Raw genomic sequence first — 18,861 nt, 5'->3', positions numbered from 1 at the left:
TGTGCCTGGTAAGGATACCGACCATGTCGTCACTCGCACTGCTCCTTTCGGCCAGCCTGCTGCTCGCTCCAGGCGCCGGGGCCGCGCCATTGGAAGGGCCGCTCAAACCCCTCCCCGCGGCGCCGGCGCTGGACAGCAAACGGGTCGAACTGGGACGACGCTTGTTCAACGATCCGCGCCTGTCGGTGAATAACAGCCTGTCGTGCGCCAGTTGCCATCGCCTCGATCAGGGCGGCGCCGATACCGTCCCGCACTCCCTGGGTTTCGATGGCAAGCCCGTGGCGGTCAACACCCCGAGCGTGTTCAATGCCAGCCTGAACTTCCACCAGTTCTGGGACGGTCGGGTCGAAACCCTGGAAGACCAGGTGCATATCGTGGTGCAGAGCCCCAGTGAAATGGGCAGCGACTGGAAAGTCGCGGTGCAGCGCATCGCCGACGACCCGGTCTATCGCAGCGCCTTCGCCGACGCCTACCCCGACGCCGTGACCCAGAGCAATATCCAGGGCGCCCTGGCCGACTACGAACGCACCCTGCTCAGCGCCAACTCGCGCTTCGACCAATACCTGGCGGGCAACACCGAGATCCTCGACATAGAGGAAAAGTACGGCTACCAGCGCTTCCAGGAATACGGCTGCATTGCCTGTCACCAGGGGGTGAATATCGGCGGCAACATGTTCCAGAAGTTCGGCGTGCTCGGCGACTACTTCGCGGCCCGGGGCAATCCCACCGAGGCGGACCTGGGGCGGTTCAACGTCACGGGCGAAGAAGAAGACCGTTATGTGTTCAAGGTGCCGAGCCTGCGTAACGTCGCAGTCACCGCGCCGTACTTCCACGACGGCTCGCAAGCCACCCTCGAAGGCGCCGTGGCGGTGATGTTCAAGTACCAGTTGGGACGTACGCCGTCCGAGGAAGACAAACGCCTGATCGTCAAATTCCTCAACACCCTGACCGGCGAGTGGCAAGGCAAACCCTTATGAAAGTATCCCGTCGCGTGAGCATCCTGCTGTTGTCCGCCCTCGCGGTCCTGCTGGCTTCAATCCTGCTGTTCCTCTACCTCAAATCCAGATCCGACCAGACCGTGACCTACACCGAGTCCCGCGACCTGATCCGCCAGATCAAGCAGCAGAACTCGCTGTGGGAGAACGAAATACTCAAGGCCAGGGTGGCCATCACCCACAACTACGACCCGCTGGTTTCACCGCTGAGCGAGATGACGCGCCTGTGGCTGGATTTCGACTCGATGGAGGCGCAGAACCAGCGCAACGATTCGCCGCTGTGGCGCAACGCCCATGACGGCTATCTGAACGCGATGAAGGAAAAAACCCGGCTGGTGGAACAGTTCAAGTCGCACAACTCCGTGCTGCGCAACTCCCTGGCCTTCCTGCCGACCGCCGAGGACGACATCCAGCAGGAACTGGCGAAAATGCGCGACGCGGACAAATTGCAACTGCAGAACATCGCCACCGATACCTACGATCTGTTGCTCAGCAGCCTGGAGTTCGCCCAGGTCACCTCCGCCGACAGGGCCGCGGATATCCTGGTGGGCCTGAACAAGCTGGCGGTCAACAAGGAGCGCTTGCCCACTGAGTTCCATGGCCTGATCGATACCCTCAGCAACCACGTCGAGCTGATCCTGCGCGAGCAACCCAAGGTCAACCATCTGCTCGAGGAAATCGAAGTGGTACCGGTCGCCGAACGCCTGGACGACATCACCATCCTGCTCAACCGCGACCAGCAGCAGGCCGAGGCCGTTGACCAGAAGTACCATTTCTACCTGCTGCTGTTTTCCTCGCTGCTGGTGCTGCTGCTGATCTGGCTGGGTATTCGCCTGATCCGCAGTTTTGCCGAGATCAACCAGATGAACCGGGCCCTGGTGGCCGCCAACGACGAACTCGAGCAAAGGGTCGAAGAACGCACACGCCAGCTCAAGGATACCCAGAGCGAGCTGCTCGACACCGCCCGCCAGGCGGGCATGGCGGAAATCGCCACCAACGTCCTGCACAACGTCGGCAACGTGCTCAACAGCGTAAACATCTCCGCCGACCTGGTCAGCCGCAAGCTGCGCAACAGCAAGGCCCAGGGGCTGGGCAAGGCGATGCAGTTGATCAACGAGCACAAGCAGGACCTGGGCCGCTTTCTCACCGAGGACGAAAAGGGCAAGTTGCTGCCCGGCTACCTGAACCAGCTGGTCGAGGCCATCGACCTGGAACAGCAAGGCATGACCGAGGAGCTGACCCAACTGAGCAAAAGCGTCGATCACATCAAGGACATCGTTGCCACCCAGCAATCCTATGCAGGCGCCAGCAGCCTGCTGGAACCACTGTCGGTCAGCGAACTGCTCGAAGACGCATTGCGCATGAACTCCGGCGCCCTCACCCGCCACCATGTGACGGTGCTCAAGGAGTACAGCGATGTGCCGCGGATCATGGGCGACAAGCACCGCCTGCTGCTGATCCTGATCAACCTGATCAGCAACGCCAAGTACGCCATGTCCGACCTGTCCAATCAGACGCGCAACATGACCCTGGCGGCAGCGGTGGTCGACGGCGAGACCCTGCAGATCAGCGTACGCGACGAAGGCGAAGGCATAGCCCCGGAAAACATGACCCGCATCTTTGCCCACGGTTTCACCACCCGCAAGGAAGGCCATGGGTTCGGCCTGCACAGTTGCGCGCTGGCGGCCATCGAGATGAATGGCCACCTGACCGCCCACAGCGACGGTCCGGGCAAAGGTGCGCTGTTCGTCCTGCAGATCCCCCTGATAGCCGCCGAAGGTGAGCCATGAACAACCCGATAAACCGGCGCGTCCTGCTGATCGACGACACCCCTGCGATCCACGACGACTTCCGCAAGATCCTCACCCCCAAGACCGGCGACAGCGCCGACCTCGATGCGATGGAAAGCGCGCTGTTCGGCAACGCGCCGAAAACCACCGCCACGGTGTTCGAACTGGACTCGGCCTACGGTGGCCAGGAAGGCCTGGACAAGCTGCTGGAGGCGGCGAGCAAGGGCCAGCCCTACGCCCTGGCCTTCGTCGACATGCGCATGCCCGATGGCTGGGATGGCGCGCAAACCATCGAAGAGTTGTGGAAGCACGATCCGTTGCTGCAGGTGGTGGTGTGCACCGCCTACTCCGACTACTCCTGGGACGAGTTGCTCGATCGACTGAACGGTCATGACCGCCTGCTGATCCTGAAAAAGCCCTTCGACAATATCGAAGTCCAGCAGATGGCCAACACCCTCACCACCAAATGGGAAATGACCTTGCGGGCGCAGTTGCAGATGAGCGAGCTGGAAGAGCGGGTGGAGCAACGTACCCTGGCGCTCACGCAGGCCAGTGCCGCGCTGCAACGGGAGATCGACGAACGCAAGCTGCTGGAAAGCCAGCTGGTGCAATCGGAAAAGCTCGCCTCCCTGGGCCAGTTGGCCGCCGGGGTCGCCCATGAAATCAACAACCCGATCGGCTTCATTTCCTCCAACCTCGGCGCCCTGGACAACTACTTCAAGCACCTGCAGGAGATGCTCCAGGCCTACGTCAGCGCCGAAGACGGGGTCGCTGCCAGCGAGCTGCGCGATCAGCTGAAACAACTGCGCATGGACATCGAGCTGGATTTCCTCCTCGAGGACATCCCCCTGCTGATCAAGGAGTCCAAGGACGGCATCGACCGGGTCAGCCAGATCGTCAGGGACCTCAAGGACTTTTCCCGGGTCGACTCGACCCAGGAATGGCAATGGACGGACCTGCAACAGGGCATCGACTCGACCCTGAACATCGTCGCCGCCGAGATCAAGTACAAGGCCGACGTGGTCAAGGAATACACCGAGTTGCCAGAGATCGAGTGCCTGCCTTCGCAGATCAACCAGGTGGTGATGAACCTGATCGTCAACGCCGCCCAGGCCATGGGTAACCAACGGGGCACCATCACCCTGCGCAACGGCGTCGAGGGCGAAAACGTGTGGATCGAAGTGGCCGACAACGGCTCGGGCATCCCGCCGGACAGCCTGCAGAAAATCTTCGACCCGTTTTTCACCACCAAACCCGTGGGCCAGGGCACGGGGTTGGGGCTGTCGCTGTCCTACGGCATCGTCAAGAAACACCGCGGCGACATCTCGGTGCGCAGCGAGGTCGGTGTCGGCACCACCTTCCGCGTCGAGCTTCCGGTGCATCAGAGCCGAAAGGCCGGCTGAACACCCGGCCCACCACTGCTTCCGTAGGAGCCAGGCTTGCCGGCGATCCAGGCGACGCGCTGGGTCAGGCAGGCCCCCACCGCGGGCAAGCCTCGCTCCTACATCACTCTCCCGGAACATGCCGCATTCTCGATGACACCACTGCCTCTGTAGGAGCCAAGCTTGCGGGCGATCCTGGCAGCGCGATGGGTCAGGCAAGCCCCCATCGCGGGCAAGCCTCGCGCCTACAGGGACTGTGCATGCCGCTGGCCCGATCTCTTGTATGATGGCGCGCTTCAAGAATGGGTCGCGGATTTCGTCTTGCCAATGACCACCGGAGCAAATCCGGTCTGACGCCTTCAGGGCACACAGCGCTTCCCCCGTCTTAAACAGCACGACGCTTTCCCGAGCGCGCCTGGGCCTCTGTGCCTGGTATTCGCCCGGTCCGGGATCGCCATCGTCGAGGAGCTTTTCATGGATATGCTTTACCGGGTTTCCCGCCAGGGGCTGCCCGCCCCGCGGTTCGCGCGCAATCTGCTGGGCCTGCTGCTGGCCGGTGCCGCGCCCATGACCCAGGCCGCCGAAACCGAACTGCCGGCGCTGACCGTGACCGGCGAAGACCGTTCCGGCTATCAGGCCGGCAGCGCCGCGGTCGGCGGTTTCGAATCGGCTCCTCTGCTCGATACGCCAGCCTCGATTGCGGTGATCAACGAAGCCTTGATCAAGGACCAGCAGGCCCGCCTGCTCAGCGAGGTGCTGAAAAACGACGCCTCGGTAGGCGAAAGCTATGCGCCGGTCGGCTACTACGAGAACTTCACGGTGCGCGGTTTCTCCCTGAACGCCGCCAGCAGCTACCGGGTCAACGGCCGCAGCATCACCGGCGAGCAGAACGTCGGCCTGGAAAACAAGCAGCAGGTGGAGTTGCTCAAGGGGTTGAACGGCCTGCAGAGCGGCGTCAGCGAACCCGGCGGGCTGATCAACTACGTGACCAAGCGCCCCACCGACGTACGCTCGGTCACGGTCTCCACCGACGATCGCGGCAGCGGCTATGTGGCCACCGACGTCGGCGGCTGGTTCGGCAGCGAACAGCAGTTCGGGCTGCGCGCCAACCTGGCCCACGAAGACATCCACTCCTACGTCGAACACACCAATGGCCAGCGCGACTTCGCTTCCCTGGCTTTCGACTGGAACATCAGCCCCGACGCCCTGCTGCAGCTGGATGTCGAGTACCAGACCAAGGAACAGCGCTCGGCCCCGGGTTATCAATTGCTCGGCGGCTCCAGCCTGCCGCACCACGCCTCGCCGAAAAAGCTCCTGGCGCACCAGAGCGGTTCGAAGCCGGTCAGCACCGACGCGCTGAACCTCAACGGCAACTTCGAATACCGCTTCAACGATCAGTGGAAAGGCAACCTCAGCGCCTCGCGCAGCCGGGTGGTGATCGACGACTACAGCTCATTCGCCTGGGGCGGATGCAGCTCGGATTGCGGCGTCGGCAACTACTTCAGCCCCGAGGGCGACTACGACATCTACGACTTCCGCAGCCCCGACGATACCCGGCGCAACGATGAAGTGCAGGCAGTCCTCAGTGGCAGCTTCGACACCGGCGGCCTGGGTCACGAACTCAGCGTCGGGACCAGCGCGTTCCGCCGCGTGGTGGACAAGCGCGACCCGATCAACCAGATGATCGGCAGTGCCAATATCAAGGGTGAGCCAGCGGATTTCGCCCGTTACGGCGGCCCGCTCAACGACTCCTACCGCCGCCTGGACAGCCGCCAGTACGGGTTGTTCTTCAACGACCGGATCAGCTTCAACGAACACTGGCAGACCGTTCTCGGCGGGCGTGAAGTACGCCTGGACGAGGAAACCTTCGACAGCCAGGGCGACACCACGCGCCACACCCAGCGTTATGTGTTCCTGCCCCAGGCCGCGCTGATCTACAAGCCGGTGCAGAACCTGGCGCTGTACACCCGCTACAGCAAGGGCCTGTCCCTGGGCGGCGAAGCGCCGTGGTTCGCCAGCAATGCCTTTGAAATCCTCGCGCCTACCGTGTCGCGGCAGATCGAGGCCGGCATCAAATACGACTGGCAGCGCATCAGCCTGGCCGCGGCGCTGTTCCAGATCCGCCAGGCCTACCAGTATTCCCGGCCGAATGGCGACGGCACCTTTACCTTCACCCAGCAGGGCGAACAGAAGAACACCGGTCTGGAACTCTCGGCCAATGGCTGGGCCACGCAACGCCTGCAGGTCTCGGCCAGCGTCGCGGCGATCCGCGCGCGGGTCACCGGCAGCGACACCCCGGAGTATGAAGGTCACCAGGCGCTCAACGTGCCGACCCTGCGCGCCAGCCTCTATGGCGACTACGCCCTGCCCTGGTTCGACGGCCTGGCGTTGCTCGGCGGGGTGCAGTACAGCGGTCGCAAGTACGCCAACCGCGAGGGCGAAGTGCAGACCGGCAGCTATGCCGTGTTCAACATCGGCAGTCGTTACAGCACCCGCATCGACGGTTACGACACCGTGTTCCGGCTGACTGTGGACAACCTGTTCGACAAGCGCTACTGGCGCGATGCCGGTGAGTACATGGGCGATGGCTACCTGTTCCAGGGCGCGCCCCTGACCGCGCGCTTGAGTGCCTCGATCAATTTCTGATCGGGGCCTGCCCTACTGGAAGGCATCGACCAGGACGTCGAAGATCATCTGATTCGAGGTCCTGACCAGCAGCAGATCGGAGCCCGCACGCCACCATTGGTAGCCGTCATAACGCGGCAACTGCTGGACCAGTCTGGGGCTCAAGCGTCGCGACTGCTGCCTGGGCAACGTCCTGCCCCGGCGCAGGCTCTGCCTGGCATCGGCAGGCAAGGCCGCAGCCGTGCTCCAGTCCCGCTTCGAAGCCTGCAACAGCGTCTTCACCTGGTAGTAGTTGACCACGGGAAGACGATCCCAATTCGCATGGTCGTTGGAGTACCGGGCGTTGGCCTGCGTGCCAGGCGCGGCGTTGGCATCCAGCGGGATCGACAGCAGAATCGAGACGATCGAGATTAACGAGCCAGCTCTGAACATCGCCTTCTCCAGGCATCATTGCGTCGAGCTTATGGAAAGGGATTTCCCGGCAATAGTTCCCGGGCAGGCGTGACCTGAATGTTTCGGTTAGAAATACGCCATGGGCGCAAGGCAGGATCGCAGGACGCGAGGGCAAAGGCTCTTGAGCCCGCCACACAAACAAAAACGCCGCTCCTGGGAGCGGCGTTTTTTTTAACCTGGAACGGACAGCGGGTTCCGGGTATTGGCTGCACTCGACCGGGTCGGGCGCAGCCGGGTATTACAGAGCCATGTCAGCCGACGGGTTGCTCTCTTGCGCTTTCGGCTTGTCGCCAGCCGGCTGCTGAGGAGCAACGGTCTGACCGATGGCCGGAGGCGGAGTCAATTGCAGCACTTCGCTGGTGTAGGCCCACTCTTGAGCGACACGCTCAGGACTGCCGTTGAGCTGGGTACCGTAGCTCGGCACGATCTGGTGCAGCTTCGCCTGCCAGGCAGGAGTCGCGACCTTGTCCTTGAAGACCTTCTCCAACACGCTGAGCATGATCGGCGCGGCGGTCGAAGCACCTGGCGAAGCACCCAGCAGGCCGGCAATGCTGCCGTCCTTGGCGCTGACGATCTCGGTGCCCAGTTTCAGCACGCCACCCAGTTGCTCGTCGCGCTTGATGATCTGCACGCGCTGGCCGGCCTGCCACAGACGCCAGTCTTCAGCCTTGGCGTTAGGGAAGTACTCTTTCAGGGCATTCAGGCGGTCTTCATCCGACAGCATCAGCTGGCCGGCGAGGTACTCGACCAGCGGGTACTCCTTGATGCCGACCTTGGTCATAGGCCAGATGTTGTGAGTAGTGGTAGTGGTCAGCAGGTCGAGGTACGAACCTTCCTTGAGGAACTTGGTGGAGAAGGTCGCGAACGGGCCAAACAGGATCACGCGCTTGCCGTCCAGCACGCGGGTGTCCAGGTGCGGAACCGACATCGGTGGAGCGCCGACCGACGCCTTGCCGTAGGCCTTCGCCAGGTGCTGCTCGGCGATCGTCGGGTTCTCGGTCACCAGGAACGAGCCGCCCACAGGGAAACCGGCATATTCCTGGGCTTCAGGGATGCCCGACTTCTGCAGCAGGTGCAGGGCACCGCCGCCCGCGCCGATGAACACGAACTTGGCGTCGGTCTGGGTTTCAGTACCGTCTTTCAGGTTCTTGTACACCACGCGCCAGGAGCCATCTTCGTTACGCTTGATGTCTTCCACTTCGCTCGACAGCTTGAGCGAGAAGTTCGGCTGGGCTTTCAGGTGGCCAACGAACTGGCGAGTGATCTCGCCGAAGTTCACGTCGGTGCCGAGCGGCGACCAGGTGGCGGCGATCTTCTGCTTCGGATCGCGCCCTTCCATCATCAGCGGGACCCACTTCTTGATCTGCTCCGGGTCTTCGGAGTACTGCATGCCGGCGAACAGCGGGCTCGCCTGCAGCGCTTCGTAGCGCTTCTTCAGGAACTTGATGTTGTCATCGCCCCACACGAAGCTCATGTGCGGAGTGGAGTTGATGAACGAACGCGGGTCCTTCAGGACATTGTTCTTGACTTGCCACGACCAGAACTGGCGGGAAATCTGGAAGGCTTCGTTGATCTCGATCGCCTTGGCGATCTCGACCTTGCCGTCCTTGTTTTCCGGGGTGTAGTTCAGTTCCGCCAGGGCAGAGTGACCGGTACCGGCGTTGTTCCAGCCGTTCGAGCTTTCTTCGGCAACGCCGTCGAGGCGCTCGACCATTTCCATCGACCAGCCCGGCTCCAGCTCATTGAGCCAGACACCCAGGGTCGAACTCATGATGCCGCCACCGATGAGCAGCACATCCACTTTCTTGGTCTCGGCGGCGTACGCGGAGCTGAGCCCCATCGTCATCGCCAAGCCCAGCAGGGCCGTGTTCACTTTTTTCAACATACAGTAGTTCCTACGATAGAACGCCATCCGCCCCCCCATTCTCGATCATCAGTCGCCCCGGCACCGCCATGGGTTCCCGTACTCAGAAGAACTGAAGGGTGGGCACACAAGGCCGACATGACACTATCGACCTCAGTTTATATGTCGCTCCTGCGCTGACTTCTTATTCGCTATTGGCTTCAGCTACTTGAGTGACACTATTTTGTTGGGACGCCTTCGGACAGCATCGATCGACGGTCCGAAACGCCCGCTAAAACCACATTCCCACAGAGAGACTAGTCGGGTGTAACCAAAGGAGTGAATCAACAACACCCGGTATCACGATCGGCCTGCTGCCAACACCCTCGATCACCGCCTGACAGCGGCAAGGCCATGGGTATCGCACACAGGGATCGCCCCCAACCCTGGCAGCCCTCCTGCTGAAAACGGACATAATGGCCATCATGGGTGGTGGCTAACGCGCCATTGTCTACTGGACGGATAAGGCCGTCAAAAAAACTGTCGGATTTGTCCTGTTTTTATGCAGAAAAGTACCTTGATGATTCAAGAATTTGCCTGAATAAAAGCAAAGTGAGCGCCCAGGACAAGATCCGGCGAATACCAGGCACAAAAAAAGCCCTTGAACGGCCAGGGCTTTCCTGTGGATGGAGTCGCGCGATTCAACGGCAACGGGCTGTCACTTTGACAAACCCTTCACCCAAGGCATGAAGCGGCCTACAGACAATCATGTACCGCCTTTTTCAGCACGGCGGACTTGGCCCAGGGTGTTCCCTGGTAGAGCGAGACCAGGCTGCCGTTCTTCGACTTCACCACTTCCACGACCTCATCCGACGCCAGGCTGCCAGGAGCGGTGATCCGATAGCCATTGGAGATATCGGACTGGATGGTCCTGGGCGTCTCCCGCTGCCAGGCCGGAAAGACACACTGCGCATAGTCTTTCGGCGTTTTGCCAGTCAGCTCACTGACATTCGGCTTGCCCGGTGCCAAAGCCGTGGGTAACGAACACCCGGCCAACAGTCCCATCAGCGACGCCCCTAGCCAAACTCGCATATGTCTTCCTCATCCTTAAAAAATCGAGAAATGTACCATTTGCCCGCGCCGATCGTTAGCAACACCTGCCTCTTTCGCCGAACGGTATCCCCGACCGGCGATCATCACCTGATATCTGTCAAAAAACCTTAACCCCGTCACGTCCCCGAACAGGCAAATAACAGTTTGTCCACGGCGGCGGTTGGCGGAAAATTCCCGCTGCCTGCCGTCTGCACAACTTCCTGCGCCCTGGTTCATGGCACCTATTGAGCGCGGTTTCAGCCGGGCGCCATGGGATGCAGGACAATGCGGCGAGGCATTTGAGGAGCACACGGCGACTGTTCCTACAGTTCGGATGAGCGGTGCAAGCCAACAGGTTCTTTTGGGAATATCTTGAATCGCCAGCACCCCCAAAGCCCAAAGGACGCGGCGATGAACATCATCAAGACTTTCGAGATTCGCTACTGTTTCGCAGGTTCGCAAAGGACCTTCACTTACCAGGGCGTGCGATTGAGCGACAGCGACACCTGGTATCTGGCCTTCCTGCATTCCGGGTGCCTGATTACCCACGACACCCCCTGCGGCGGGACCTACCGCACCATGCAGAGATTCGCCGAGCGCAGCGGCGTCACGCTGGCGAACTGGAGAGAGCTGTCTGAAAAGACCTAGCCCTGCCTCCCCCGCACAGCTCAGACGTCCGACACTCGCGCAAGGAAGCGCTCAACCTGTCCAATGATCCACTTGCACAACAGCTAGAAACCGCCGGCAAATGCCCGACGCCCCGCCCTGATTTCAGTCCGCAACTCACCGATAAAATTGGCCACCGCCCGAACACTGGTGAGATGCTCGGTCGAGACCCTGGTAATGAACAGATCGATCCGCCCGCTTTGCGGTTCGAAAACCTTGATCGCCAGGGAGCCGTCGAGGTTGACGCTGCAGGTGCAGGAAAGCGGCAGGAAACCGGACTCCAGGATCTGGCAAAGCTCGTCCATCGAGAGCATGGGAAATTCCTCCTTGGCGGGACCACTTGGAGAGAGTGCCCCTTGAGAATAGGTCACAAGAACGCAGCTCATACCAAGGCATTCACTGCAAAGTGTTATCCAGCACGCATTTTTGCCAGGCCAATCCGCTCAGTGGCACGGCGCGAGCACCACCCTGACCTTCAGTCGCGGCAGTGCCGGCCGAGCGCATTTTGACGCTGGACCGGCCAGGCGCTATGGTCGCGGGGCTTGTGCACCTTGCCAAGCCGAAACGCTTCCCCCAATTCCATCCAGGATCGACGATGGCCGCACCCGAACACCCGCATGAAGTGGCCCTGCAGAAGTTTCTCGCGGCGCGCCCGGAGCTTCGTGAAGCACTCGATCACCTCAACCCCCTGGCCGCCCAGGCCAGGGGCGAAACCCAGGAACAATACCGCGCCGAGCGGCTGCACGAAGCCTTCGAGGCCGAGGCGGAACGTCAGGGCCTGTTTGCCTGGGAACTGAGCCTGCAACTGACCGCGCAGAGCGCGGAAGAATTCGCCGCGCGGCGGCTCGAAGTGCACCGGGAAGTGGCGGAAATGGCCGGCATGCCCTGGGCCGAGTATTGCGAGCTACACGGCCTGCCGCGCGATTGAGCACAGCTCGGGCCTTCGATAAAGGATCACTGTCACCATGAGTCAACGCTGATGTTGCCCTCTTCCACCAGCCTCCGTACTAACCCGGGCCTGCTGCGTCGTGAGAAATGGCGCGGCCGCATAGGCCTGTGCCTGGTCGCCAGCCTGTCAGTGCTGGCCGGCATGACCGACGCCATCGGCTTCATGGCCACCGGAGACTTCGTCTCCTTCATGAGCGGCAACACCACGCGCCTGGCCGTCGCCATCAGCGATGCCAACCTGGCCCTGACCCTGCATCTGCTGTTGCTGGTGGCCACCTTCATCGCCGGCAACGCCCTGGGCATAGTCGTCAGCCGCTTCGGTGGCCGCCGGGCCCTGCCGTTGCTGCTGTGCATTGCCACGCTGTTGTGCGCGGCGGCCGCCTGGCCATTTGAACAACAGCTGCCGGCCTTGCTGGCCGCGATCATCGCCATGGGCATGCTCAATGCCGCCGTCGAGGAAGTGAACGGGCTGCCCGTGGGCTTGACCTATGTCACCGGTGCCCTGTCACGCTTTGGCCGCGGCCTGGGCCGCTGGATGCTCGGCGAACGGCGCAATGGCTGGCGCGTGCAGCTGGTGCCCTGGAGCGGCATGTTCGCCGGCGCCGTTCTGGGCGCCGTTCTGGAGCAGCATCTCGGCCTCGCGGCCCTGTTCGTCAGCGGCCTGCTGTCGGCGCTGCTAGGGCTGTTGTCGCTGAAGATCCCCCATCGCTGGCAACTGGGCTATATGCCGCGCTAAAGCCACTTCGCCGGGCCCGGCATAAAGCTTTATCATGGCCCCAGGTTTGCAGACAGAGTTATTCATGAAGTTCGCCATTGCCCTTTTTTCCGCCGCTCACGCGCCCTCCTCGCGCCGCGCCCTGGCATTCGCCCAGGCGGCGCTGGCCGGAGGCCACGAGATCGTGCGGCTGTTTTTCTATCAGGATGGCGTGCACAGCGCATCGGACAACATCGTCACCCCGCAGGACGAACTGGACCTGCCCGCGCAATGGCGGACCTTCGTCAGCGAGCACCAGCTCGACGGCGTGGTGTGCATTGCCGCGGCCCTGCGCCGCGGGGTGTTGGACCAGGAGGAAGCCGCGCGCTACCAGCGCCCGGCCGTCAACCTGAGCGCACCCTGGGAGCTTTCCGGGCTCGGCCAGTTGCACGACGCCGTACAGGCGGCCGACCGCCTGATCTGTTTTGGAGGGCCATGAAATGGCGCAATCCCTGCTGATTATCAGCCGCCAGGCGCCCTGGTCCGGTCCTGGCGCCCGCGAAGCCCTGGATATCGTGCTGGCGGGCGGCGCCTTCGACCTGCCGATCGGCCTGCTGTTTCTCGACGACGGCGTGTTTCAGCTGGCCCCCGGGCAGCAAGCCGCTGCCGTGCAGCAAAAGGACCTCAGCGCCAATCTGCAGGCGCTGTCGCTGTTTGGTGTGGAGCAGGTGTTCGCCTGCGGCGCCAGCGTGACGGAACGCGGCCTGGAACCGGCTACGCTGAACCTGGACGAGGTGCAGGTCCTGGCCCCGGCCGAACTCGGCGCGCTTATTGACCGTTTTGACCAGGTGATCACCCTCTGATGTCGACCTTGCACGTGCTGTCCCACTCGCCCTTCACCGACTCCCGGCTGACCAGTTGCCTGCGCCTGCTCGGCCCGCAGGATGCCATCCTCCTGTGTGGCGACGCGGTGTATGCCCTACAGCCTGGCAGCGCGCCGCTGGCAGCCCTGCAGGCACGCGGCGAGGCGCTGGCGCTCTACGTCCTGGCGGAAGACCACCAGGCCCGCGGCCTGGAAGTTCCGGCCTGGGCCACCAGTGTCGACTACCCGGCGTTCGTCGCACTGTCGATCCACTACGACAAGGTCAACAGCTGGTTATGAACGCACTGACTGTCGGCGAACGCGCCATCGCCCTGGACAAGGACGGCTACCTGGTGGAACTGGGCGACTGGTCCAGCGAGGTGGCCGACGCCCTGGCCGCGGCGGAACAGATCGAACTGACCCCCGAGCACTGGGAAATCCTCGAGCTGCTGCGCGGCTTCTATCAAGAGTTCCAGCTGTCGCCCGCGACCCGCCCCCTGATCAAATACACCGCCTTGAAGCTGGGCCCGGACAAGGGCAACAGCCTGCACCTGAACCGACTGTTCAAAGGCACTCCCGCCAAACTTGCCGCCAAGCTGGCGGGCCTGCCCAAGCCGACCAATTGCCTATGACCGATTTCGCCACGCTGACCACCGAAACGCCCGCCGAGCATCCTTTCGCGCAGTTCGTGCGCATTCTCGGCAAAGGCAAACGCGGTGCCCGCAGCCTCACCCGTGAAGAAGCCCACGAAGCCATGGGCATGCTGCTCGACGACAAGGTCGAGGACACCCAGCTCGGCGCCTTCCTGATGCTGTTGCGGCACAAGGAAGAAAGCCCCGAGGAGCTGGCGGGCTTTACCGAAGCCCTGCGCCAGCGCCTGCAGGCGCCGCCGATCAAGGTCGACCTGGACTGGCCCAGCTATGCCGGCAAAAAGCGCCACCTGCCCTGGTTCCTGCTGGCCGCCAAGTGCCTGGCGCAAAACGGCGTGCGCATCCTGCTGCACGGCGGTGGCGCCCATACCGCCGGCCGGCTGTACACCGAGCAATTGCTGGAGCAGTTGCAGATCCCGCTGTGCCGTGACTGGCAGGCAGTCGCTACCGCACTGGACCAGGGCAACCTGGCCTTTATCCCCCTGGGCGACTGGGCGCCCCAGCTGCAACGCATGATCGACCTGCGCAACACCCTGGGCCTGCGCTCGCCGATCCACTCCCTGGCGCGCATCCTCAACCCGCTGGGCGCGCGCTGCGGCCTGCAAAGCATCTTCCACCCCGGCTATCAGGGCGTGCACCGCGATGCCAGCGGCCTGCTGGGGGACAACGTCATCGTGATCAAGGGCGACGGCGGCGAAATCGAGATCAACCCGGACAGCGCCAGCCACCTGTACGGCACCACCGGCGGCGTCAGCTGGGATGAGGAATGGCCGGCGCTGTCCGAGCAGCGCCATGTAAAACCGGCCAGCCTCGACCCCGAGCACCTGAAAGCCGTCTGGCGCGGCGATGTGCAGGACAGCTACCCGCAACTGGCGCTGATCGCCACCATGGCCCTGGCCCTGCGCGGGCTCGGCATGCCTCGGGAACAGGCGTTCGAGCAGGCTCGGCAATACTGGGACGCTCGCGACAGATCGATTTAGCCGATCATAACCGCCCGACTTTTGCGTAATTCGTTCGAACTCCTCGGATTAGACTGCACACCAATGCACACTGACCGAGGAGTTTTTTCATGGGCCTGCTGATTGAAGGACGCTGGCACGACCAGTGGTACGAAAGCAGCAAAGACGGTGCCTTCCAGCGCGAACAGGCGCAACGCCGCAACTGGGTGACCGCCGATGGCAAGCCGGGCCCAAGCGGCGAAGGCGGCTTTCGTGCGGAAGCCGGGCGTTATCATCTGTACGTTTCCCTGGCCTGCCCCTGGGCGCACCGCACGCTGATCCTGCGCAAGCTCAAGGGCCTGGAAAGTCTGGTCGACGTGTCTGTGGTCAGCTGGCTGATGCTGGAACAAGGCTGGACTTTCGACCGGGCCCTGGGCTCCAGCGGCGACAAACTGGATCACCTGGATTTCCTGCATCAGCGCTACACCGCCGATACCCGCGACTACACCGGCCGCGTCACCGTGCCCGTGCTCTGGGACAAACAGCAGAAACGCATCGTCAGCAACGAATCGGCGGAAATCATCCGCATGTTCAACAGCGCCTTCGATGACCTGAGCGGCAACGGCCTGGACTTCTATCCGGAGCCGCTACGCCGCGAAATCGACGAACTGAACGCGCGCATCTATCCGGCGGTGAACAATGGCGTGTATCGCGCCGGCTTCGCCACTTCGCAACAAGCCTACGAAGCGGCCTTCGACGATGTGTTCGCCGAACTCGACTGGCTGGAACAGCGCCTGGGCAGCCAACGCTACCTGGCCGGCGAATACCTGACGGAAGCGGACATTCGCCTGTTCACCACGCTGATCCGCTTCGACGCGGTGTATTACGGTCACTTCAAGTGCAACCTGCGGCGGATCGCCGATTATCCGAACCTGTCGAACTGGCTGCGGGAGCTGTATCAGTGGCCGGGGATTGCCGAAACCGTGGATTTTGCCCATATCAAGGGGCACTACTACGCCAGCCACCGCACCATCAACCCGACCGGCGTCGTGCCGAAAGGACCGGCGCAGGACTTCGATGCGGCGCATGATCGCGAGCGTTTGAGCGGGCGTGGGGTTTGGCAAGGCAACAAGCAATAACTCAGGAGAGCGATCACTCTTGAGATCGCCATCGCGGGCAAGCCTCGCTCCTACAGAAGAGATTTTCTGTGCAGGAGTGAGATTGCCCGCGATGCTGTTCAGACCTGCGACTGCGCGCCTTCGAACCAGGCGAGCTTCTCGCGAAGCTGCACCACTTCGCCGACGATCACCAGGGTCGGCGCATGCACTTCATGCTCCGCCACCAGCTTCGGCAGGTCCGCCAGGGTGCCGGTGAACACCCGCTGGTTGGAGGTCGTGCCCTGCTGGATCAAGGCGGCCGGCGTATCCGCCGAACGGCCATGCTGGATCAGTTGTTCGCAGATCACCGGCAGGCCCACCAGGCCCATGTAGAACACCAGGGTCTGTGCAGGCGCGACCAGGTCGGCCCAGGGCAGATCGGTGGTGCCATCCTTCAGGTGCCCGGTGACGAAACGCACGGACTGCGCGTAGTCACGGTGGGTCAGCGGAATCCCGGCATAGGCCGCGCAGCCGCTGGCCGCGGTAATCCCCGGCACCACCTGGAACGGAATGCCATGGGCCGCCAGCTCTTCGATCTCTTCGCCGCCACGGCCGAAGATGAACGGATCGCCGCCCTTCAGACGCAGCACGCGCTTGCCCTGCTTGGCCAGGTCCACCAGTTGCTGGTTGATCTGCTCCTGGGGCAAGGCATGATCGGCGCGGCGCTTGCCGACATACACCCGCTCGGCATCGCGCCGGCACAGCTCGAGAATCGCCGGTGCCACCAGACGGTCGTAGAGCACCACATCAGCTTGCTGCATCAGGCGCAGGGCACGGAAGGTCAGCAGGTCCGGATCGCCCGGCCCGGCCCCCACCAGATACACCTCGCCCGGCGCATGGGGCGCTTCGCCGGCGATCTTGGCCTGTAGCAAACGCTCGGCCTCATCGCCCTGCCCGGCCAGCTGCCGGTCGGCGATGGGGCCCTGGAACACGTCTTCCCAGAAAGCACGACGCTGCTGCACGTCCGGAAACAGGCCTTTGACCTGATTGCGAAAACGCGCGGCCAGGCCGGCCAGTTGACCGTAGGTCGAGGGAATCCAGGTTTCCAACTTGGCCCGGATCAGGCGCGCCAGCACCGGCGCATCGCCGCCACTGGAGACGGCGATCACCAACGGCGAACGGTCGACGATCGCCGGGAAGATCACGCTGCACAGGGCCGGCGCGTCCACCACGTTGACCGGCACACAGCGCCGATGAGCATCGGTGGAGACCTGGGCATTGAGCGGTTCGTCGTCGGTGGCGGCGATGATCAGCCCGCAGCCGTCCAGGTCCGCCTCGAGATAACCGCGCAATAGGCATTCGCCGCCGCTGGCCGTGACCAGCTCGCGCAACTGTGGCTCCACTTCAGGTGCAACTACCCGCAGCAGCGCACCGGCGTCGGCCAGCAGGCGGGATTTGCGCAAGGCAATCTCCCCGCCGCCGACCACCAACACACGACTGCCGCGCAGGTTATGAAACAGCGGCAGAAATTCCATTTAGCCGATGACCTCGAGGCCGCCCATGTAAGGCTTGAGCACCTCAGGCACACGGATCGAACCGTCGGCCTGCTGGTAGTTCTCCAGCACCGCCACCAGGGTACGACCGACCGCCAGGCCGGAACCGTTCAGGGTATGCACCAGCTCCGGCTTGCCGGTTTCCGGGTTGCGGAAGCGCGCCTGCATGCGACGGGCCTGGAAGTCGCCGCAGTTGGAGCACGACGAAATTTCGCGGTACTTGTCCTGGCTCGGGATCCACACTTCCAGGTCGTAGGTCTTGACCGCGCTGAAGCCCATGTCGCCGGTGCACAGCGCCAGGGTGCGGTAAGGCAGTTCCAGCAATTGCAGGACTTTCTCGGCGTTAGCGGTCAGGCCTTCCAGGGCTTCCATCGAGGTCGATGGCTCGACGATCTGGACCATCTCGACCTTGTCGAACTGGTGCTGACGGATCATGCCGCGGGTGTCGCGGCCCGACGAACCGGCTTCGCTGCGGAAGCACGGGGTGTGGGCGACGAACTTGATCGGCAGCTGCTTCGAATCGAGAATCTCGCCGGCCACGATATTGGTCAGCGACACTTCGGCGGTCGGGATCAGGTACAGATCGGCTTCGTTTTCGCGGCTGATCTTGAACAGGTCTTCTTCGAACTTCGGCAACTGGCCGGTACCCACCAACGCCGGCGCCTGCACCAGGTAAGGGGTGTAGGCCTCTTCGTAACCGTGCTCGCTGGTGTGCAGGTTGATCATGAACTGCGCCAGGGCGCGGTGCAGGCGGGCGATCGGTCCGCGCAGCAGGGCAAAACGCGCGCCCGACAGCTTGGCCGCGGTCTCGAAGTCCAGCCAGCCGTGTTTTTCGCCCAGGGCGACGTGGTCCAGGATCGGGAAGCCGAACGCCGTCGGCGTGCCCCAGCGGCGCACTTCGACGTTGCCCTCTTCGTCGTCGCCAACCGGCACCGACTCGTGAGGCAGGTTCGGGATGCCCTGCAGGATCGAGTCCAGCTCGGTCTGGATGCTTTCCAGCTCGACCTTGCCAGAAGTCAGCTCGTTCCCCATGCGCTCGACGTCAGCCATCAGCGGCGCGATGTCTTCGCCGCGCTGCTTGGCCTGACCGATGGACTTGGAGCGCGCGTTACGTTCGGCCTGCAGTTGTTCGGTGCGGGTCTGGACGGTCTTGCGCTGTTCTTCCAGCGCTTCGATGCGTGCTACATCCAGGGCAAAGCCACGGGATGCCAGGCGGTCCGCTACGTCCTGAAGGTTGCTACGTAACAGTTTGGAATCGAGCATGTCGGTCTCT

At 62.8% G+C, this 18,861-nt stretch carries 19 protein-coding genes; 13 read left to right on the top strand and 6 right to left on the bottom strand.

The annotated features are described in order from the left end of the window. Positions 1-23 precede the first annotated feature (23 nt). The 4 genes from J4D52_RS17310 (at position 24) to J4D52_RS17295 (ending at position 6,813) form a co-directional block, all read left to right on the top strand. Positions 24-977: a cytochrome-c peroxidase gene (locus tag J4D52_RS17310; protein ID WP_063431965.1), complete on the top strand. Its 954-nt coding sequence runs from the start codon at positions 24-26 to the stop codon at positions 975-977. Continuing rightward, on the top strand, positions 974-2,785 hold the full coding sequence (locus tag J4D52_RS17305) for a DAHL domain-containing protein (protein WP_025804669.1): 1,812 nt from the start codon (positions 974-976) through the stop codon (positions 2,783-2,785). The genes J4D52_RS17310 and J4D52_RS17305 overlap by 4 nt, the downstream gene beginning before the upstream one ends. Beyond that, positions 2,782-4,188: an ATP-binding protein gene (locus J4D52_RS17300; RefSeq protein ID WP_102677757.1), complete on the top strand. Its 1,407-nt coding sequence runs from the start codon at positions 2,782-2,784 to the stop codon at positions 4,186-4,188. The genes J4D52_RS17305 and J4D52_RS17300 overlap by 4 nt, the downstream gene beginning before the upstream one ends. Before the next feature lie 453 nt (positions 4,189-4,641). After that, positions 4,642-6,813 (top strand): TonB-dependent siderophore receptor, encoded by a 2,172-nt coding sequence (locus J4D52_RS17295; protein ID WP_063431971.1) that lies wholly within the window; start codon positions 4,642-4,644, stop codon positions 6,811-6,813. Between the two features lie 12 nt (positions 6,814-6,825). Here the strand turns inward: J4D52_RS17295 and J4D52_RS17290 are convergent, their stop codons facing one another. From J4D52_RS17290 to J4D52_RS17280, 3 genes are all read right to left on the bottom strand, one after another. Next, positions 6,826-7,224: a hypothetical protein gene (locus J4D52_RS17290; RefSeq protein ID WP_063431973.1), complete on the bottom strand. Its 399-nt coding sequence runs from the start codon at positions 7,222-7,224 to the stop codon at positions 6,826-6,828. 259 nt (positions 7,225-7,483) lie between these two features. Then, positions 7,484-9,130: a malate dehydrogenase (quinone) gene (gene mqo, locus J4D52_RS17285; protein ID WP_025804674.1), complete on the bottom strand. Its 1,647-nt coding sequence runs from the start codon at positions 9,128-9,130 to the stop codon at positions 7,484-7,486. A 714-nt stretch (positions 9,131-9,844) separates the two neighbouring features. Next, positions 9,845-10,180, bottom strand: a complete 336-nt coding sequence (locus tag J4D52_RS17280; protein ID WP_025804675.1) for a hypothetical protein — start codon at positions 10,178-10,180, stop codon at positions 9,845-9,847. A gap of 411 nt (positions 10,181-10,591) precedes the next feature. Here J4D52_RS17280 and J4D52_RS17275 point away from each other — a divergent pair, with 411 nt between their 5' ends. Further along, positions 10,592-10,828 carry a DUF6555 family protein gene (locus tag J4D52_RS17275; RefSeq protein WP_025804676.1) on the top strand — a complete coding sequence of 79 codons (237 nt, stop codon included), beginning with the start codon at positions 10,592-10,594 and terminating at the stop codon, positions 10,826-10,828. Positions 10,829-10,911: 83 nt separating this feature from the next. Here J4D52_RS17275 and J4D52_RS17270 read toward each other — a convergent pair whose 3' ends face one another. Continuing rightward, positions 10,912-11,160: a DUF1652 domain-containing protein gene (locus tag J4D52_RS17270; RefSeq protein ID WP_025804677.1), complete on the bottom strand. Its 249-nt coding sequence runs from the start codon at positions 11,158-11,160 to the stop codon at positions 10,912-10,914. Between the two features lie 281 nt (positions 11,161-11,441). Between J4D52_RS17270 and J4D52_RS17265 the strand changes: the two genes are divergently transcribed. From J4D52_RS17265 to J4D52_RS17230, 8 genes are all read left to right on the top strand, one after another. After that, a complete protein-coding gene (locus J4D52_RS17265) occupies positions 11,442-11,774 on the top strand; it encodes a DUF6388 family protein (RefSeq protein WP_025804678.1) in 333 nt (110 codons plus the stop codon). A 51-nt stretch (positions 11,775-11,825) separates the two neighbouring features. Beyond that, positions 11,826-12,530 (top strand): YoaK family protein, encoded by a 705-nt coding sequence (locus J4D52_RS17260; protein WP_063431977.1) that lies wholly within the window; start codon positions 11,826-11,828, stop codon positions 12,528-12,530. Positions 12,531-12,594: 64 nt separating this feature from the next. Continuing rightward, positions 12,595-12,987 (top strand): sulfurtransferase complex subunit TusD, encoded by a 393-nt coding sequence (tusD, locus tag J4D52_RS17255; RefSeq protein ID WP_063431979.1) that lies wholly within the window; start codon positions 12,595-12,597, stop codon positions 12,985-12,987. Between the two features lies 1 nt (position 12,988). After that, entirely contained in the window at positions 12,989-13,351 is a 363-nt protein-coding gene (tusC, locus tag J4D52_RS17250) for a sulfurtransferase complex subunit TusC (protein ID WP_063431981.1), read from the top strand. Continuing rightward, positions 13,351-13,650 carry a sulfurtransferase complex subunit TusB gene (gene tusB / locus J4D52_RS17245; protein ID WP_053279892.1) on the top strand — a complete coding sequence of 100 codons (300 nt, stop codon included), beginning with the start codon at positions 13,351-13,353 and terminating at the stop codon, positions 13,648-13,650. Before tusC ends, tusB begins: the two co-directional genes overlap by 1 nt. After that, the gene (locus J4D52_RS17240; RefSeq protein ID WP_025804683.1) at positions 13,647-13,982 is read left to right on the top strand and encodes a TusE/DsrC/DsvC family sulfur relay protein; all 336 of its coding nucleotides are present in this window, start codon (positions 13,647-13,649) and stop codon (positions 13,980-13,982) included. The genes tusB and J4D52_RS17240 overlap by 4 nt, the downstream gene beginning before the upstream one ends. Further along, positions 13,979-14,980: a glycosyl transferase family protein gene (locus tag J4D52_RS17235; protein ID WP_063431983.1), complete on the top strand. Its 1,002-nt coding sequence runs from the start codon at positions 13,979-13,981 to the stop codon at positions 14,978-14,980. Before J4D52_RS17240 ends, J4D52_RS17235 begins: the two co-directional genes overlap by 4 nt. Positions 14,981-15,069: 89 nt before the next feature. Then, the gene (locus J4D52_RS17230) at positions 15,070-16,077 is read left to right on the top strand and encodes a glutathione S-transferase family protein (RefSeq protein WP_063431985.1); all 1,008 of its coding nucleotides are present in this window, start codon (positions 15,070-15,072) and stop codon (positions 16,075-16,077) included. Positions 16,078-16,175: 98 nt separating this feature from the next. Here the strand turns inward: J4D52_RS17230 and cysG are convergent, their stop codons facing one another. Together cysG and serS are read right to left on the bottom strand one after the other, a co-directional pair. Then, positions 16,176-17,570, bottom strand: coding sequence for a siroheme synthase CysG (cysG, locus tag J4D52_RS17225; RefSeq protein ID WP_025804686.1), 1,395 nt, complete (start codon positions 17,568-17,570; stop codon positions 16,176-16,178). Continuing rightward, positions 17,571-18,851: a serine--tRNA ligase gene (gene serS, locus J4D52_RS17220; protein ID WP_063431987.1), complete on the bottom strand. Its 1,281-nt coding sequence runs from the start codon at positions 18,849-18,851 to the stop codon at positions 17,571-17,573. Positions 18,852-18,861 lie beyond the last annotated feature (10 nt).

It is taken from the genome of Pseudomonas sp. GW460-12-10-14-TSB1 (assembly GCF_017349775.1).
In the GTDB taxonomy this organism is placed as follows: domain Bacteria; phylum Pseudomonadota; class Gammaproteobacteria; order Pseudomonadales; family Pseudomonadaceae; genus Aquipseudomonas; species Aquipseudomonas piscium.
The sequence above is the reverse complement of the archived record's forward strand: the minus strand, read 5'-3'. Positions and strand labels throughout refer to the sequence as shown.